This is a genomic window from Corynebacterium diphtheriae, from assembly GCF_001457455.1.
Lineage (GTDB): Bacteria > Actinomycetota > Actinomycetes > Mycobacteriales > Mycobacteriaceae > Corynebacterium > Corynebacterium diphtheriae.
The window spans coordinates 764,185-780,405 of the sequence record NZ_LN831026.1 but is presented as its reverse complement, the minus strand read 5'-3'; the positions used below and the strand labels follow the sequence as shown (position 1 = coordinate 780,405).

Annotated in this window: 16 protein-coding genes; 3 read left to right on the top strand and 13 right to left on the bottom strand. The window is 55.2% G+C overall.

Annotated elements, in window-relative coordinates:
• Positions 1-16: 16 nt before the first annotated feature.
• Positions 17-1,276 carry a DUF6882 domain-containing protein gene (locus tag AT687_RS03850; RefSeq protein WP_014308164.1) on the top strand — a complete coding sequence of 420 codons (1,260 nt, stop codon included), beginning with the start codon at positions 17-19 and terminating at the stop codon, positions 1,274-1,276.
• On the opposite strand, the gene AT687_RS03845 is transcribed toward AT687_RS03850, so the two are convergent.
• Positions 1,273-2,325 carry an enoyl-CoA hydratase/isomerase family protein gene (locus AT687_RS03845; protein WP_014318855.1) on the bottom strand — a complete coding sequence of 351 codons (1,053 nt, stop codon included), beginning with the start codon at positions 2,323-2,325 and terminating at the stop codon, positions 1,273-1,275. The genes AT687_RS03850 and AT687_RS03845 overlap by 4 nt on opposite strands.
• A 99-nt stretch (positions 2,326-2,424) precedes the next feature.
• On the opposite strand from AT687_RS03845, the gene AT687_RS03840 reads away from it, so the two are divergent.
• Both AT687_RS03840 and AT687_RS03835 read left to right on the top strand, forming a co-directional pair.
• Complete coding sequence (locus AT687_RS03840; RefSeq protein ID WP_014318854.1) at positions 2,425-3,225, top strand: Cof-type HAD-IIB family hydrolase; 801 nt, start codon at positions 2,425-2,427, stop codon at positions 3,223-3,225.
• A gap of 19 nt (positions 3,226-3,244) precedes the next feature.
• Positions 3,245-3,958 (top strand): nicotinamide mononucleotide transporter family protein, encoded by a 714-nt coding sequence (locus tag AT687_RS03835; RefSeq protein WP_010934638.1) that lies wholly within the window; start codon positions 3,245-3,247, stop codon positions 3,956-3,958.
• Between the two features lie 76 nt (positions 3,959-4,034).
• Here the strand turns inward: AT687_RS03835 and ppk2 are convergent, their stop codons facing one another.
• The 12 genes from ppk2 to rsmI all read right to left on the bottom strand — a co-directional run bounded on the left by ppk2 (position 4,035) and on the right by rsmI (position 16,148).
• Positions 4,035-4,934: a polyphosphate kinase 2 gene (ppk2, locus tag AT687_RS03830; RefSeq protein WP_014318853.1), complete on the bottom strand. Its 900-nt coding sequence runs from the start codon at positions 4,932-4,934 to the stop codon at positions 4,035-4,037.
• A gap of 40 nt (positions 4,935-4,974) precedes the next feature.
• Positions 4,975-6,150 (bottom strand): hypothetical protein, encoded by a 1,176-nt coding sequence (locus AT687_RS03825; RefSeq protein WP_014318852.1) that lies wholly within the window; start codon positions 6,148-6,150, stop codon positions 4,975-4,977.
• An 8-nt stretch (positions 6,151-6,158) separates the two neighbouring features.
• Complete coding sequence (locus tag AT687_RS03820; protein ID WP_014308159.1) at positions 6,159-6,698, bottom strand: RNA polymerase sigma factor; 540 nt, start codon at positions 6,696-6,698, stop codon at positions 6,159-6,161.
• A 24-nt stretch (positions 6,699-6,722) separates the two neighbouring features.
• Entirely contained in the window at positions 6,723-7,112 is a 390-nt protein-coding gene (locus AT687_RS03815; protein WP_003850775.1) for a hypothetical protein, read from the bottom strand.
• Between the two features lie 105 nt (positions 7,113-7,217).
• On the bottom strand, positions 7,218-7,541 hold the full coding sequence (locus AT687_RS03810) for a putative quinol monooxygenase (protein WP_003850774.1): 324 nt from the start codon (positions 7,539-7,541) through the stop codon (positions 7,218-7,220).
• Positions 7,542-7,559: 18 nt separating this feature from the next.
• Positions 7,560-9,368, bottom strand: coding sequence for an ABC-F family ATP-binding cassette domain-containing protein (locus tag AT687_RS03805; RefSeq protein ID WP_014318851.1), 1,809 nt, complete (start codon positions 9,366-9,368; stop codon positions 7,560-7,562).
• The gene (locus AT687_RS03800) at positions 9,368-10,303 is read right to left on the bottom strand and encodes a 4-(cytidine 5'-diphospho)-2-C-methyl-D-erythritol kinase (protein WP_014318850.1); all 936 of its coding nucleotides are present in this window, start codon (positions 10,301-10,303) and stop codon (positions 9,368-9,370) included. The genes AT687_RS03805 and AT687_RS03800 overlap by 1 nt, the downstream gene beginning before the upstream one ends.
• Entirely contained in the window at positions 10,300-11,187 is an 888-nt protein-coding gene (gene rsmA, locus AT687_RS03795) for a 16S rRNA (adenine(1518)-N(6)/adenine(1519)-N(6))-dimethyltransferase RsmA (protein WP_014309285.1), read from the bottom strand. The genes AT687_RS03800 and rsmA overlap by 4 nt, the downstream gene beginning before the upstream one ends.
• Positions 11,188-11,238: 51 nt before the next feature.
• Positions 11,239-12,396: a resuscitation-promoting factor gene (locus tag AT687_RS03790; protein WP_014306689.1), complete on the bottom strand. Its 1,158-nt coding sequence runs from the start codon at positions 12,394-12,396 to the stop codon at positions 11,239-11,241.
• A gap of 144 nt (positions 12,397-12,540) precedes the next feature.
• The gene (locus AT687_RS03785; protein ID WP_014318849.1) at positions 12,541-13,395 is read right to left on the bottom strand and encodes a TatD family hydrolase; all 855 of its coding nucleotides are present in this window, start codon (positions 13,393-13,395) and stop codon (positions 12,541-12,543) included.
• A 21-nt stretch (positions 13,396-13,416) separates the two neighbouring features.
• Positions 13,417-15,249 carry a methionine--tRNA ligase gene (gene metG, locus AT687_RS03780; RefSeq protein WP_014318848.1) on the bottom strand — a complete coding sequence of 611 codons (1,833 nt, stop codon included), beginning with the start codon at positions 15,247-15,249 and terminating at the stop codon, positions 13,417-13,419.
• A gap of 23 nt (positions 15,250-15,272) precedes the next feature.
• A complete protein-coding gene (gene rsmI, locus AT687_RS03775; protein WP_014318847.1) occupies positions 15,273-16,148 on the bottom strand; it encodes a 16S rRNA (cytidine(1402)-2'-O)-methyltransferase in 876 nt (291 codons plus the stop codon).
• Between the last annotated feature and the right edge of the window lie 73 nt (positions 16,149-16,221).

Below are 16,221 nucleotides of genomic sequence, written 5' to 3'. Positions count from 1 at the left end.
AAAGGACCCATCCGCAGTGCTGCTGCCTGAACCAACAACGCTACGCCACGTGCTTATCGACGGCACCATCCCGCAAGTTGCCACCGATGAAGCCCTTATCAAAGACTTTGGTCATCCTTACGAATACGCCTTCAACCGGACGCCACAGGGATACCAAGTCCGATGGAACACCCCCAAAGGGGTCTATATCCTCGACGCCGTAGTAGCAGCCCATATTGATCCCGACGACCAGTGGTACTGGCATCAGCAATTTGCGTTCGCTATCCCCGAGTTAGCCGAAGGTCCACACCACAGTAGCGAAGAGCTGTTAACCGCAGCCCGCACATTAAACGGTAATGGGCCTGCCTACTTGGTCCCCACTGAAGACGGACACACTGATGTCATCGTGGCAACTCCGTCATTTCCGCAGCTCCCCCTCGCTCACGCCCTGACGTTGGGATTAGGACAGGCCCGCAACAACAACCTCACTGACGACGAAATCCGGCGGGCCATCATCGCGTTTGCCGCCCAAAATGATTATTCAGTCGCAGAAGACGGCCTCATTCTGTGCGTTCGCTCCGACAACGGCGAACAGGCTCACGTGGATATTGCCCGACTCAAAGTCCGCGATCTGCAATCCACAACTCCCCAATTACGCCTGACTGATGTGCTAGCAGACGCTACCTTTGTCGCCGCTGAACACCAGCTCCTCCTCAATGGCAGATTCCCCGACGCCCGCGCCACAACGAACGACGACTGCTCCGTGGTTACGCTTACTACTCCAACAGGGCAAACCCTGCGCGCACGAGCATTACTCATAGCCACGCTCCGTGGGGAAACTCTGCAGTGGTCCTGGGCAGATCCGGCCGTATGTGATCTCCCCGGCGCGAAAGCGGCGCTAGGGGTAAAGAATTTTGCCATCGACAATGGCCTCGGCATGTTGTTGGGCCAGGTAGATGCGGCGACAGCTCTTTCCCAGCGGCTCTACGATGCAGCCAAGCCTGTGTCTCGCTTTTGGACTGATGTCCGCGTACCTCTTAGTGATGGCAGTACCGCGATTATGCTCATTGACGCCTCTGAGCTGCGATTACCACCGCCGTCTCATGCGGCCGTGTTTGCAACCTTGCATGAGACGGTTCCCCACGGGAGGGATATTCGACGCGCACTTTCCTATTATGGTGCGTTCCGTCGTATCACTATCGATGATGTGGATTATCGTAGGGTGCGCGTGCATGCGCCATCGGCACCTATTCAGGTATCGATGGACGCATGTGGCAGGGTGTGCAGCATCGTCTAGTTCTTGAGAAGTTTCCTCACGGGCGTGACGTCGACTTCCCCAGTGGTTGCTGGTGTGAAGTCGGCGTTGCGGTCTTTGTCTACGAGGACTGCGCGTACTCCTTCAGCGAAGTTGGGTCGGCTGCGGATGTATTCCCCGAGTACGACTTCGTGATCGAGTTCTTCGCGCAAGGTGGTACTGCGTGCAGAAGCAACCATGAGTTCTACTGCTGCGACGAGTGATTCTGGGTTTGCAGTGCTAAGTAACTCGGTTACGGTGTTGACGAACTCGCGGTCTGGGTAAGTGTCGAGTGCTTCGTTGATTTGTGCCCACGTGGGAAAACCGAAGGTTTTCTCGATGTGCGGTAGCAGTGTCGCGAGTTCGCTGTCGCCGACAGTGTCTACGCTGTAGCGTTCGAGTGCTTCATCGAGAGATTCTGCGTAGACAGTTTCGCGGAAGAGGTCGTGGTCAGCGCTGGGGACTATATCCGTCGCTAGTCCGGACCAGATCATGTCGGCGGCTGTCATACGCCATCCGGTGGTCACGAGGAAGGCGGCGAGTGCGTGGGAGGGGCTTCCTGTTGCGTTGGTCATTCGTTGGAACATGTAGGCCATACCGACATCGGGGGTAAATCCGATAGCCATTTCGGGCATGGCGGCACTGACTTTTTCGCTAATTACTCGGTGAGATCCGTGGGCAGAAAGTCCGAGTCCACCGCCCATGACGAAGCCGTCGATAAGCGAAATGTAGGGCTTGGGGAACTCGGAGATGTTGTTATTCATGTCGTATTCGTCGACGAAGAACTGGTCTGCTTCCCCACCGCGGCCAGCTTGGATTGCTTCGCGAGCTGCGCGGACGTCGCCACCTGCACAAAAGGCTTTGGGCGAATTGGAATAAACGAGCACTCGGTGGACTGCGTCGTCGTCCCACCATTGATCGAGCGCTTGGTCGATGATGTTGACCATCTCGTGGGTTAGCGAGTTGAGTGCTTGGGGGCGGTTGAGTTCTAACACTCCTGTGGAGTTTTCTACGTAGGCGCGTACGGGCGCTGCTGAGGTTTTGTTATTCATGTCCGCCAGTGTTCCACATCACCCACTATTGTGCATGTGGTTTCCGACACTAGGCGGCGAACGCTCGAGTCCCCACGCAGGTAGGTAAAGTGGTTTCTTATGACTCCACGCATCATTGTCACAGATATGGACGGCACCTTACTCAATAGCGAGCACGAAATACCGGCGCGCTTTTGGCCGCTTCTCGACGAGATGCACGAGCAAGGAATCGTGTTCGCTCCGGCAAGTGGCCGCCAGCTCTACACTTTGTTGGATCAATTTGCGCAGGCCGGAAAAGATTTAAGTGTGATCGCAGAAAATGGCACCGTGGTCTATCACGAGGGCGAGATCATTTCCGTGACCACCATCGACCCCGAGGTAGCGCACCGCGTCATTCGTACCATGACGCACAGCGATCTCGACTGGGGCGTCGTTGTCTGCCGTGTCGACGGTGCGTTCATTGCGCGTGGCGACGTCGAGTTCCTCACCGAAACCGTGCGCTACTACGCAAAACTTGATGTGGTTGACGACCTCCACAGCGTTGTCAACGATCAGGTCATCAAACTCGCCATCTATTCTTTCCCCGATGCTGAGACAGTAGCAGCCCCTGCTCTCGCCGAAAGCGTGGGCGACCATACCCTCGCCATCTCTGGGGCGCATTGGATCGACATCATGAGTCCCCACGCGAACAAAGGCGTCGCACTCCAGCAACTAGCAGACAACCTCGGAGTTCCCATTGAGCACACCGCCGCCTTCGGCGACTACCTCAACGACTACGAACTGCTCCAAACTGCCGGAACCGCCTATGCCATGTCCAACGCACACCCTGATATTAAAGACATTGCTGATCACGTCGTCGGTTCCAACGATGAAGAAGCAGTGCTCACAACAATCCACAGCCTTCTGACCGCAGCAAAGTAACCTCCTCGACACCATCACCGTGAATATTCTCAATCAACTCCTCAACGCCACCCTCTACATCGGAGGAATTCCAATCCTGTGGCGAGAAATCATCGGAAACCTCTTCGGCCTCGCATCCGCATATGGCGGAATGAAGCGAGTGGTTTGGGCATGGCCCGTTGGTATCATCGGCAACCTCCTCCTCTTTACAGTCTTTCTCGGCGGTGTTTTCCACACCCCACAAGACCTCGACCTCTACGGCCAAGCTGGTCGCCAAATCATGTTCCTCGTCGTAAGCACCTATGGATGGTGGAAATGGTCGCAGGCCCGCAAGACGGGCCTGAAAGAATGCCAAGACCTCGACCCGTCACGCTCCATCGTCAGCGAACCAGCCGAAGAATTAAGCGCCGTCCAGCCACGCTGGGCAACCCGTAATGAACGATTCGGACTCATCGCCTTCGCAATCATAGGCACCCTCGTATTCGCTTGGATCTTCCAAACACTCGGCTCATGGGGCCCCTGGGCTGACGCCTGGATCTTCACCGGCTCCATGCTGGCTACCTACGGAATGGCACGCGGCTGGACTGAATTCTGGCTCATCTGGATCGGTGTCGACATCGTGGGAGTCCCCCTCCTTCTCATGGCCGGCTACTATCCTTCCGCAGTGCTGTACATGGTCTACGGTGCGTTTGTGCTGTGGGGATTTTTTGTGTGGCTGCGTATCCAACACCCCCGTGGGGAAACTACGCGCTAAACCACTATGAAAAAACTCCCTCGGTCTCTGTTGATCGCATGAGTGCCAAGGGAGTTTTTGCTAGGAGTGCAATGAGTTACTTTTTGTTCTTCTTTGACTTTGGTGTCTTTTTCTTTTTGCCAGATCCTGCGCCTTTTTCAAATGTGGCAGCGACATCGGGAACGTAGCGGAAATCAGAACGTGGTGGCCGCTCGTAGTCTTTGTCTTGGGCTGGGCGTTCAGGGATGTCGGGTAGCGGGCGATCGATCTTCTCGTAGGGGATCGTCGAAAGCAAATGGCTAATGACGTTGATGCGTGAACGCTTTTTATCCTCCGACTCCACGGTGTACCACGGTGCTGAGGGGATGTCTGTGTGCACAAACATCTCGTCTTTGGCGCGAGAATAATCTTCCCAGCGAGTGATCGACTGTAGGTCCATGGGCGAAAGCTTCCAGCGACGCAGCGGATCGTTGCGACGCGACTTAAAGCGCGCAATTTGTTCTTCGTCGGAGACTGAGAACCAGTATTTGCGCAGTATGATGCCGTCTTCGACTAGGAGGCGTTCAAAAATTGGGGCTTGGTGGAGGAAACGTCGATACTCTTGCGAGGTACAAAAGCCCATCACGCGTTCGACACCGGCACGGTTGTACCACGAACGGTCGAAGATCACGATCTCACCTGCGGTGGGCAGCTTTTCGACGTACCTCTGGAAGTACCACTGACCTTGTTCCCGTGAATTAGGTGCAGGCAGTGCTTCGATGCGGCATGTTCTTGGGTTGAGGTACTGCGTAATTCGCTTAATCGCAGAGCCTTTCCCTGCAGCGTCGCGGCCTTCCATGATAATGACCACGCGGGCGCCTGTTTCTACAACCCACTGCTGCATATCGACTAGCTCCGCCTGCAAGCGCTTTAGCTCTGCTTCATAGGCTTGCTTGTCGAGCTTGGCTGGACGTGTGCTCTTTGTCGATTCTGCGACTTTCTTCCCTTGTGCACTCATATTCACTAACCCTACCGACCGCACCTACCGCCTGGGGGCATTAAGGCACACAAACCGGCTCGTATGTCTCCTTTAGGGGTATTCCAGCCGGTGCTTGTTCGTCTGAGTCATATTCCACATCGATTTTCGTGTACACCTCAAGGTTGTAGCCGCACGTGCGTTTGTTCGTGGCCGTCACCTTCACCGGATAGGTCTTCCACTGTCCTTGGGCACAGTTCGGGTCGCAAGCATTAAGCCATGCTTTGCCGTGGGCATGCGCTGCTTCATCGCCCCATTTTCCCCACGTAAGATCAGAAATAACGTGATTGTTATCCCCACATGCAAGAGATAAAAACTCTGGCCCTTGGGTGCCATTCAAACGCACGCAATCGACAATGCCTGCTGTGTCAATACTGGTAGTAACACCGGGGATAAGCCCCACTACGCGTACAAGTTGCCCAGTTGCTGGCAGAATGTCAAAGCTGAGCTGGTCGTTGTTACGAATTACTGACACGATCTCATCGTCACCGTTGTTCTGCGCCTGTTGTGCATGCGCCAGCTCGTTTCCTGGCAGTTGTGCTAGGAAGGCGTAGAGCTGTTTTTGTGCAGCGGGGCTTGCACCTGGGACTAAGAGGAGGTGGAGGGCAGTTTTCGCCTCCGAGCCTTCGCCTATCGACGCCGCATGGTCGCGGATAAAGGCCGCCATATCCGTTGCGGCATTGAGCTGGGCGGGGGAAATTTTCGGTTCTGGAGTCTGTGCTCGCTGTGCGAGCTCGGGGGAAAGTTCGCCATCAGTATCCACACTGTGCGTTACTGCCCCATCGCGGACTTCATAGGCCACGGTGACTTTGCCAGTGCTATCGGTATCACTTCGTCGCAAGAAGTCGGAGGTGGTAGCTGCGATGTCACTAGCTTGGGCTTTATGCCCTGCACGATCGGCAGTAGTTGTCAGTACTTCCTCGGCTGTTGCGACGGCCGGGTTGGTGTCGAGCACGTTGGGAAGAATTAATCCGCCGCCTGCAAGTAAAGCCACGGATGCCGCGATAGCAGCCCACTGCGTAGGGGCGGATACGCGACGACGTCGCAGTGGGGTCACTGTGTCTTGATCGAGGATCGCTGCCAAGGAGGCGTCGCGACGCATCGTTTCCTCACGGGAGAGGGTGTCGTCGGCGACGGGATTGATCGCGCGGAGGGCATCGAGTGTGCGATCGGAAGAGTGGTGATGGTGAGAGGACATGATGATTGTTACCCCCTCCGTGGGGAAAGTGTGGTCACTGAAGCGGTGGTGGATGAGGACAAAATCTGATCGAGATGTGTGCGAGCACGATGTAATTTGACGCGCGCGTTGTTCGCGCTGATGTCAAGAACTTGGGCGATTTCTGCGGGGTCGAGGCCTTCCCATGCGTGTAGGAGGAGGATTTCTCGATCGGATTCATTTAGGCGTTGCAAGGCCGCATGGATACTTAAGCTGGTGTCGACTGCTTCGGTGAGGTCGGGAGTGCGATCGGTTACTTGTTGAGCACTGGCCTGGATGATGCTGGTCTGATGGTCGCGGGCGCGATAGTGCTCGAGGAGTACGTTGCGGGCGATGCCGTAGAGCCATGGCAGGTCGTCGCCGGTGTGTGTTTCCCAATGTCGCCACGCACGGGCGAATACTTCCGCTGTGAGGTCTTCGCTGGTTGCGGTGTCGCTGCGTCGACGAACGTACGCCAAGATCTTGGGATAGTTGGCTACGTAACAGGTGCGGAAGTGCTCGCGCGGGTCGTGAGGGTTGCGTCGTGCCACTGGGTACTTTCTATTGGTTGAAGGTTACTGGCCGCCGTTTCCCGCGGATGGGAAGGTGGCGGTACCGGTAAGTCCGGAGTCGCAGGTAACAGTTACGGTGTGGTAGCCGTCAGCAGGCCCAGGGCCAATGTTGTTGGGGGCGGTAACAAAACCAATGAGCTCTCCCCTATCAGCTGCTGGGGTTAGGTCGGCGGTGGCACCGAAGCTGGTTGTGAGCTTGGCATGAGTGTCGGTGGGAGCGCACGGCGAGCTAATCATGATCTCATTGTTGGGCTTGAGCATGCCGTCGATGTGGACTTGTGCAACCTGTGACGTCGAGGAGATTTGGTTGGAGTTGTGGTATATCCATGCGCCGCCAGCAGTTCCGGCAACAGCGGTGGCACCGATGGCTGCGAGAGCGATTGTTTTGATCATGGTGTTCTCCTAACGTGAGTGAATTCGAAAGGCGAAATTTTCGCTCTTCACTACTGTTTGTGCGTAAAAAAGGGCCGCCATTACAGCGACCCCGAAAAAGTTTTTTTACTCAACAACAAATTCAGCCATGGTGTCCCATTCGGACTTGCCGGGGATGGAGACGTTAATAATCTTTGGTGTTTCTAGGAGGTAGCGAGGAATTTCTTCGCAGGCACGCTGGAACGCCTCGGACTGTACGTGTGCTACATCGCTGCCGTCTTTGAAGCCTTCAACCAGGATAAATTCGTTGTCTTTTTCAGGGTTTTTAAACCAGTCGAAAAAGAGGTTGCCTTCTTCGGCGCGGCAAGCGTCGGTAAACCACTTCACCTCATCAAGAAAGGTATCGACGTATTCGGGGCGCACTTGGTATTTCACGTTGATCAAAATCATGCGCCCCACTCTACACTTCTAGGATTCGAGGCGTTCGCCTAGGTCCATCCATTCCATTTCGAGCTCTTCGCGTTGTGCGGTCAGCTCGTTGAGCTCGGCATCGAGTCGTGTGAGCTCAGCGGTGTCGACGCGTTGCGCAGCCGCCGCCATTTCCTCGTTGATTTTGGCAATCTTGGGATCGAGTTTGCCCATCTTGCGTTCTAGGGCGTTCATCTGTTTGGTAATCTCGCGTTGTTCCTGCGAGCTCAGCTTTTTCTCCGGCACTGGTGCGCTTGCTGCCTCATTGTTGCCGCCAAGGTTGACTACTCCAGATTGGTTCTGGGCAGCCAGTGCTTCACGACGTTTGAGGTACTCGTCGATTCCGCCTGGCAGGTTTGTTAGTTGCCCATCGCCGAAAAGCGCCCACGTAGAATCTGCGATTCTTTCGATCAAGTAGCGATCGTGGGAGATCACGATGAGTGTTCCGGCCCATCCGTCGAGAAGCGACTCGAGCTCCTGAAGGGTGTCGATGTCAAGGTCGTTCGTGGGTTCGTCGAGAAGCAAAAGGTTCGGCTCGCTCATAAGAACCCTCGTGAGCTGGAGGCGACGACGCTCACCACCGGAGAGATCCCCCACGGGAGTGCGTTGGCGTTTTGCCGAAAAACCGAGGCGTTCGGCGAGCTGTGAAGCAGAAATTTCTTTCTTTCCTAGTGTGATGTAGGAAGCGACATCTTCTACCGCATCGAGAACACGCATGGTGGGGTCGAGGTCGTCAAGCTCTTGACGCAGCCATCCCAAGCGCACAGTTCGGCCTTCGATTCGCTTGCCCGCAGTAAGCGCATGGTCGCCTACGATCGTACGCAGCAACGTGGTCTTTCCGGAGCCGTTAACTCCCACTAGGCCGATGCGCTCACCCGGCGCGAGGCGCCACGTGAGGTTGTCTACCAATGTGCGTCCGTCTGGGGTGGCGATGGTGGCGTCTTCTAGCTCGACGACGACTTTTCCTTGGCGCTGTTTAGCAAAGGCCATCAGTTCGATTTTGTTGCGTGGTTCTGGCACATCCGCAATTAGTGCTTCTGCGGCTTCAATCCGGTAGCGCGGCTTTGAGGTTCGTGCAGGTGCACCTCGACGCAGCCATGCTAGTTCTTTGCGGGCGAGGTTTTGGCGGCGCTGTTCGACGGCGTCTGCTTGGCGTGCGCGTTCTGCGCGTGCGAAGGTCCAGTCGTTGTAGCCGCCTTCGTAGGCGTCGACAGTTCCGTCGTGAACTTCCCATGTTTGGGTGGCAATGGTGTCGAGGAACCAGCGGTCGTGGGTGACAACGACGATGGCGAGTTTGCGGGAAAGCAGGTGGTCGGCAAGCCACTGTACACCTTCAACGTCGAGGTGATTGGTGGGCTCGTCGAGCACGATGAGGTCAAGGTCTTTGACTAACGCTGCGGCGAGGTTAACGCGGCGACGTTCTCCACCAGACAGTGACCCCACTTCGGTATCGAGCCCGAGGTCGACAATCCCGAGGCCGCCGAGTACTTCGCGAACTTTTGCATTGGAAGCCCATTCGAAAGTTTCCAGCCCCAGTGGAGACAGGACAACGTCGGCCACGCTGTCGGCTGGGTTGAGTTCTGCGCGTTGGGTCACCACGGCCATGCGTAGGTCGGTGTTGTGGCTTACGCGCCCTGAGTCTGGTGGTTCAATCCCCGTGAGGATTTCTAGCAGTGTGGTTTTTCCGCCGCCATTGAGGCCTACTACGCCGATGCGGTCGCCGGTTTGAACACCTAAGCTCACCGAGTCGAGAAGCGTTGTCAGGCCGAAAGACTTGGAGACGTTTTCTAGGTTGATGAGGTTGGCCACTAGTGTCCTTTCACATGGGCGCCGCGGACAGGTCCGGTAGCGACAGCGGTTCGGTAGTGCACGCTTAATTCCGCGGCTACTGCTTGGGCAGTTTCGGCATCTTCGCAAAGGAAGGCACAGGTGGGTCCGGATCCCGATACGATTCCGGCCAGTGCTCCAGCGGCACGACCTTGTTCTAGGATGGTGCGTAATTCGGGGCGTAGTGAAAGCGCCGCTGCTTGGAGATCATTGTGCAAATGCGCTGCTACTTTATGGGGATCTCCCGTAAGCAGCGCTGCGTTCAGCGCGGTGACATCGAGATGCGGTTGGCGGTCCATCTGATCGATTTTGCGGAATACCTCGGGTGTAGATAGGCCTTGCGCAGAAAACGCCAGTGCCCAATGGTAGGTTCCCCGCGATAAGACTGGGACGAGTTGTTCACCGCGGCCTGTTCCTAGCCGAGTATCACCGAGGTAGGTAAAGGGCACGTCGGAGCCCAGCTGAGCTGCAATGCTCAAGATTTCTTGCTCGGTGACGGTGTTGCCCAAGTACTGTGCCATGGCTGCTAACGTGGCAGCGGCATCGGCCGATCCACCGGCCATTCCGCCTGCGACCGGAATCCCTTTGTCGATGGCGATGTGCACGCGCTTGGCGGGGGCTCCACCATTGCGACGATGTGCCTGATACATTTTCTCGGCTGCCTGCCATGCGAGGTTGGTGGCGTCGGTAGGCACGGCTTGGGCACTGTCGCCGCTCACGCTCAGCGTTGCGACGATTCCTTGGTCCTCGGCATCGTGCATATCATCTGCGGCTGGTGTCACCGTGATGGTGTCGTGCAGGCTCAGTGATTGAAATACGGTGACGAGTTCGTGGTAGCCGTCGTCACGCGCGTTGCCGACTCCAAGATGAAGGTTGACTTTTGACGAGGCGACCGCTGTGATGGCGTAACTTGTCATGCCTGCTCCTGGGCGGCGGTGACGCGGGCAAGACGAACGAAGTCAGCAATATCGAGTTTTTCCCCACGGAGGATGGGGTCGATTCCCGCGGCGCGCAGCGCTTCCTCTGCAGCCTGCCCTGAGCCAAAGTGCCCGCTGAGTGCTGCACGAAGAGTCTTGCGTCGTTGTGCAAAGGCTGAGTCGATCAGCGGGAACACAGCTTTACGCATGTCATCGGTCACTGGCCACGGTTGGTGTTCAGGATCAAAGACATCGATGCGAACTAGGCCGGATTCGATCTTGGGTGCTGGCCAAAAGACGTTCTTTCCGATGGAACCAGCGCGACGGACGTTTCCGTAGAAGGAGGCTTTTACGCTCGGAACGCCATAAACCTTGTTGCCGGGGTCTGCGGCAAGACGATCTGCCACTTCCGCTTGCACCATCACCAGCACGCGGCGAATGGTAGGGAAAATCTGCAATAGGTGAAGCAGCACCGGCACCGACACGTTATAGGGCAGGTTTGCCACTAGGGCTGTCGGGTGATCGATGTCATCCGGCGCAACAGTAAGGGCGTCTTTGTGGATCAGATTGAGTCGGTCAGCAAACTGGCCGGCGCGTTCTGCGACAGTCAGTGGTAGCTGCTGTGCAAGGCGGGGATCAATTTCGACCGCGGTGACTTTTTGAGCCGTATCGAGCAAGGCAAGAGTTAAGGATCCAAGGCCTGGCCCCACTTCGATGACATGATCATCGGAGTTAAGGTCGGCTGCAGAAACGATCATTCTGACCGTGTTTGGATCGTGGACAAAGTTTTGTCCCAGTTTTTTGGTGGGAGTAACGTCGAGCTTTTCCGCCAACTGACGAATTTCCACCGGTCCCAATAACTGCGCAGATGCCTGATCTTCCATGAGAAATAAATCTACCCTGCGCAAGCATGGGGACAGTAGTTGAGGGCGAAACTAGCGCAATCCGAGCTTTGCTGTACATGCCGGCCAAGCACCCCAGCCCTGTGCTGCCAGCACTTTTTCTGCGATGGCGATCTGCTGCTCGCGGGTAGCCAAGTACGCTTGTGGTGCATACACGCCACCGCCTAGGCCGAGCCACGTTGAATCAACGAATTGTAGGCCACCGGTAAAGCCGTTGCCGGTGTTGATCGACCAGTTACCGCCCGATTCACATTGTGCGATCTGATCCCAAACAGAACCACTTGCTACTGCAGCTGCCGACGCAGTGGTGGGCTTTTTGGTGCCGCGCTTAATCGTTGCAGCAACACCAGGAGTAATTATTTCCTCATTAACTACTTCGTTGGCCGTTTCAGCACCATTGACAGTGACGATCCTGCGAGTAACAGTGCGCTCACCCTGTGTGCCAGGGGTAACGAGGGTTTCCTCCCCTTCTAGCTGTTCAGCATCATCAATGTAGGTTGCTGGCTCATCGAACTTCTCGGTAATTTTCTCCTCACGGGAGTCAACCTTGTCCACCTTGATGTTCATGTCTTTCGACACCGCGGTATCCAAGGCAGGCATAACGACGTCGTCTGTATCCACATCAATGCCGCGCTCTTTGAGCACATCCGCTACGGTTGCAGCAGCGATCTGAGTAAATACTGTTTTATCCCCTGTGGTCAGGGAAATAATCTTCGGCGTCACAACGTCCAACGACATACCTTCGGCAGGAATTCGCGCGCCTTTTTCTACATTGAGACTTGCCGAGCTTAACGCTGCTGGAACGTCATTGAGTTGGCTAAATAGTTCTTCGACCGTAATGGCGTTAGTGGTCACGTCCTTTTTAACGCCGTCAATGACCACGGAAACCTGCTTGGACGTACGAACAGTCACTGTGTCGTTATCCGCTACTGTCTCACTAGGAGCAGGATAGACCAAATCCTTTTCGCCAACGTTGACGCCTGCTTGCTTGAGCACGCCGTCAACGTCACGGGAGAACGTCGCCAAGCTGATATGCTCGCCGTTAAGATCCACCGTGATGTCTTTTTTCAATTGCTGTGCTGTCACGCCGCCAACAGCCAAACTAGCGATGACACCGCCTGCCACAATACGCATTGGTACGGCACGAGAAGACGCACCCTTGTTAATTTTGGCTTTTTGACGGTTGCCCACGTTGAAATCTCTTTGCTTTAGACGACATAGCAAGCATCGGATACTTCCGAAGCTGAGGAGTTAATAAAAAATAACAATACGATAACAGCACAGCATTGTCGAGCCCTTCTCTTCGAGCTCAACACACCAATCACAGCTGTTAACTCAGGCCCCAAATGAGGTGCCCACACCATACACACGATCAAATGTCGCAGATATTCCCGCAACGCAGTCAGCCACCGATTCCCCACGGGAGGAAGCAACGCACAACGCTGTATGCCCAATCAATGCCGACTCATTGCGTGCACCTCGAAAAGGCTCGGGAGTCATGTAAGGAGCGTCAGTTTCAATCAGCAACTGTGAAATAGGAGCTATCCGCGCAGCCTCACGTAGCTCCTCGTTACGTTTGAAAGTCACGTTGCCAGCAAAACTCAACACATATCCACGATCAAGGGCTTGCTTCGCCACATCAATCGGTGAGGAAAAACAGTGCAGGATAGTTTCTGGCGGCTGAGGCGAATCCTCAAGAATACGCATGAGGTGGTCATCGCCCTCACGATTGTGAATCATCAAGGCTTTACCAGTGGCAACGGCTAGATCAATGTGCCATCGCAAAGCTTCTTCTTGAGTTTCAAGATCAGCGGTGTTGTCGGGGTCGTGAGTAATCCAGTAGGTATCAATACCGGTTTCTCCAATTGCAACACAGCGCGGATCATGGGCCATCTCAGTCAACCGGTTACGGGCTGCTTGATCAAGCTCACGAGCGCGTGTTGGATGGATAGCGCATGCCGCAAACACACGAGAATTCATCTGCGCTGCTTGAAGCGCAAATTCAGCCTCCGCCAGACCGTCGCCTACGGTACAGATTCGCTCAACACCGGCAGCAAGAGCTCGTTGCACGAAAGCATCTACTTCATCCTGTTCCGTTGCACCACACGAGGCGATGTGTGTGTGGGCGTCGATAAGCCCTGGAATGGTATCGGCTGGAACAGGAATCGGACGAGGCTTCTTTTTTGACATGCTAGCCAGTATAGAAAAGAACTACGGATTAACTGGAGCCCACTCAGGGCCGGTTTCTCCAAGCTCTGGATCCAACTTGGCAATGAGCGGCTTCGGCTTCGATAGTGCAGTACTAGGTTGAACGTCGATACGCGCCCACCGTGCCTGCTGTGCTACGTAGTCACCCATAATCACAGGGTAGGTCTGACCAGCCTCTGGAATACCCACGCCAATAGGTTCAACGGGCATGTCGTCAGTAACCTCAACGATCTGCGGCTTAGCAGCCCACACACCATCGCGTCCTAGCGTCTCATGCACCTGCTGGGCAATGTGAGGCAAGTACGGGGTAAGAAGCACGTTGCAGTCAGACACAACCTGCAAAGCAGTCCACAGCACTGTAGCCAAACGCTCACGCTGCGACTCATCCTTAGCAAGCTTCCATGGCTCTTGCTCCGCAATGTAAGCATTCGCTTCGCCAACAATATGCATAGCGTGCGTAATGCCCTGCTTAAAGCGAGAATGTGCCAGCGCCTCACCAACAACACCAAAGGCTTCCTCGGCCTGAGCGAGAATCTTCTTATCTGATTCCGTCAGCTCACCAGGTGTTGGAACCTCACCGAAGTTCTTATACGCCATCGAAACCGTACGGTTAACCAGGTTGCCCCAACCGTTAGCAAGCTCGTTGTTCACGCGGCGGACAAACTCATCCCACGTGAAGTCCGTGTCGTTGTTTTCCGGTCCCGCAACGGCGATGAAGTAACGCAGCGGATCAGCGCCGAATTCCTTGAGGAAGTCCTTGACGTAAATGACAATGCCCTTGGATGAGGAGAATTTCGAGCCCGACATCGTCAGGAACTCCGAAGACACAACCTCTGTGGGAAGGTTCAGCTCACCCAAGCTGTGGACCGAACCACCTTTAGCTCCCTTGCCTTGGTAGCCCAAGAGCTCAGCAGGCCAAATTTGGGAGTGGAACGTGATGTTGTCCTTGCCCATGAAGTAGTAACCAGAGGACTCCGGATCGTTCCACCACTTCTTCCATGCCTCAGGATCGCCAGTGCGATAAGCCCACTCAATGGAAGCAGATAGGTAACCCACCACTGCGTCAAACCACACGTAGAGTTTCTTTGCTCCGTTGTCCTGCCAGCCCTCGACAGGAATCGGAATACCCCAGTCGATGTCACGGCTCATAGCACGAGGACGCAGGTCCTCCAGCAGATTCAGCGAGAACTTCAAAACGTTGGGGCGCCAGTCTTTGCGATCCTTCAACCACGCAGCCAGTGCATCCGCAAGAGCAGGAAGATCGAGAAGGAAATGCTCCGTTTCAATGAACTTTGGTGTTTCACCGTTGATCTTCGATACAGGATTGATCAAATCCGCTGGATCAAGCTGGTTACCACAGTTATCGCACTGATCGCCACGAGCTCCTGAAGCCCCACAAATAGGACAGGTTCCTTCAATGTAGCGGTCCGGCAACGTCCTACCTGTTGATGGCGAAACTGCACCCATCGTTGTCTCTTTGATCATGTAGCCGTTTTCATACAAGCCCTTGAACAAGTCCTGCACGACAGCGTAGTGATTACGAGTGGTGGTACGGGTGAACAGATCGTAGGACAACCCTAGACCAGCGAGGTCTTCAACGATCTGCCGGTTGTAGCGGTCAGCAAGCTCCTTGACTGAAACGCCTTCTTTATCTGCCTGTACCAACAATGGAGTGCCGTGCTCGTCCGTGCCTGAAACCATCAGCACCTCTGCGCCCGACATTCGCTGGTAGCGAGCGAACACATCAGAAGGAACACCAAAGCCCGCCACATGGCCGATATGGCGCGGACCGTTGGCATAAGGCCAAGCAACAGAAACGAGAACACGGTTATTCATGGTTATATACCTTAATTTATTTCCTACTCAGCACGTGATTCGAGGACGGCATCATACAGTTGTTTCTTGCTCACCCCATAGTGGGCAGCAACTTCACCACACGCAGATTTTAGCCTTTCACCTGCCAAAACACGCTCTTCCACTACTGTAACCAAGGAGTGTACATCTTCATGCTGCACATGTTGTACTCCCTCGATCACAACGCTAATCTCCCCCTTTATTCCCATTGCCGCCCACTCGGCAAGCTCTCCTAGCCCACCGCGGCGAACCTCCTCAAAGGTTTTTGTGAGCTCACGCGCTACGGCCGCACGACGCTTCGCACCGAGCACCTCGGCGGCGTCGGCAAGCGTTGCCGCAATCCGATGAGGCGATTCAAAAAAGCACACCGCACGTTGCTCTTGTTGCAAAGATTCCAACCAAGCACGCCGCTGCCCCTGCTTACGAGGCGCGAATCCATCAAAGGCGAATTTTCCTACATGAAGCCCCGACAACGCCAAAGCGGTCGGCACCGCAGAAGGTCCGGGGAAACATGTCACTGGAACACCTGCCTTATGTGCTGCTTCCACCAACGGGAATCCAGGATCCGACACGATAGGCATACCGGCATCAGTCACTACAACAACGGTGTGTGTTCGTGCCATCTCGACAAGTTGCTGCGCACGACCTTGCTCATTGTGATCAAAGTTGCTGAGCACCTGACCTGTAATTTCCACGCCCAACGCCTGAGCGAGAGCACGCGTGCGTCGAGTGTCCTCAGCTGCGACCACATGCGCTTGAGCTAATGCTTGAGCCAAGCGTGGCGAGGCATCACCAATATTTCCTAGCGGAGTCGCCGCCAAAATAATGCCACGCGGCAGGGGCTCTAGGAAGCGGTAGTCAATAATGGGCTGGTCAGTCATACTCTCCAGTTTCTCACACTGTAGAGATAAGCAAAACGACGCCCTCTCCTCCCTGCTACTGCCTCAGCGGGCA

What these genes read in the sequence shown, in the direction of transcription:
- AT687_RS03845 (WP_014318855.1), bottom strand. Translation starts at nt 2,325, where the DNA reads ATGAATAACAAAACCTCAGCAGCGCCCGTACGCGCCTACGTAGAAAAC.
- AT687_RS03840 (WP_014318854.1), top strand. Translation starts at nt 2,425, where the DNA reads ATGACTCCACGCATCATTGTCACAGATATGGACGGCACCTTACTCAAT.
- ppk2 (WP_014318853.1), bottom strand. Translation starts at nt 4,934, where the DNA reads ATGAGTGCACAAGGGAAGAAAGTCGCAGAATCGACAAAGAGCACACGT.
- AT687_RS03825 (WP_014318852.1), bottom strand. Translation starts at nt 6,150, where the DNA reads ATGTCCTCTCACCATCACCACTCTTCCGATCGCACACTCGATGCCCTC.
- AT687_RS03815 (WP_003850775.1), bottom strand. Translation starts at nt 7,112, where the DNA reads ATGATCAAAACAATCGCTCTCGCAGCCATCGGTGCCACCGCTGTTGCC.
- AT687_RS03810 (WP_003850774.1), bottom strand. Translation starts at nt 7,541, where the DNA reads ATGATTTTGATCAACGTGAAATACCAAGTGCGCCCCGAATACGTCGAT.
- AT687_RS03800 (WP_014318850.1), bottom strand. Translation starts at nt 10,303, where the DNA reads ATGACAAGTTACGCCATCACAGCGGTCGCCTCGTCAAAAGTCAACCTT.
- rsmA (WP_014309285.1), bottom strand. Translation starts at nt 11,187, where the DNA reads ATGGAAGATCAGGCATCTGCGCAGTTATTGGGACCGGTGGAAATTCGT.
- AT687_RS03785 (WP_014318849.1), bottom strand. Translation starts at nt 13,395, where the DNA reads ATGTCAAAAAAGAAGCCTCGTCCGATTCCTGTTCCAGCCGATACCATT.
- metG (WP_014318848.1), bottom strand. Translation starts at nt 15,249, where the DNA reads ATGAATAACCGTGTTCTCGTTTCTGTTGCTTGGCCTTATGCCAACGGT.
- rsmI (WP_014318847.1), bottom strand. Translation starts at nt 16,148, where the DNA reads ATGACTGACCAGCCCATTATTGACTACCGCTTCCTAGAGCCCCTGCCG.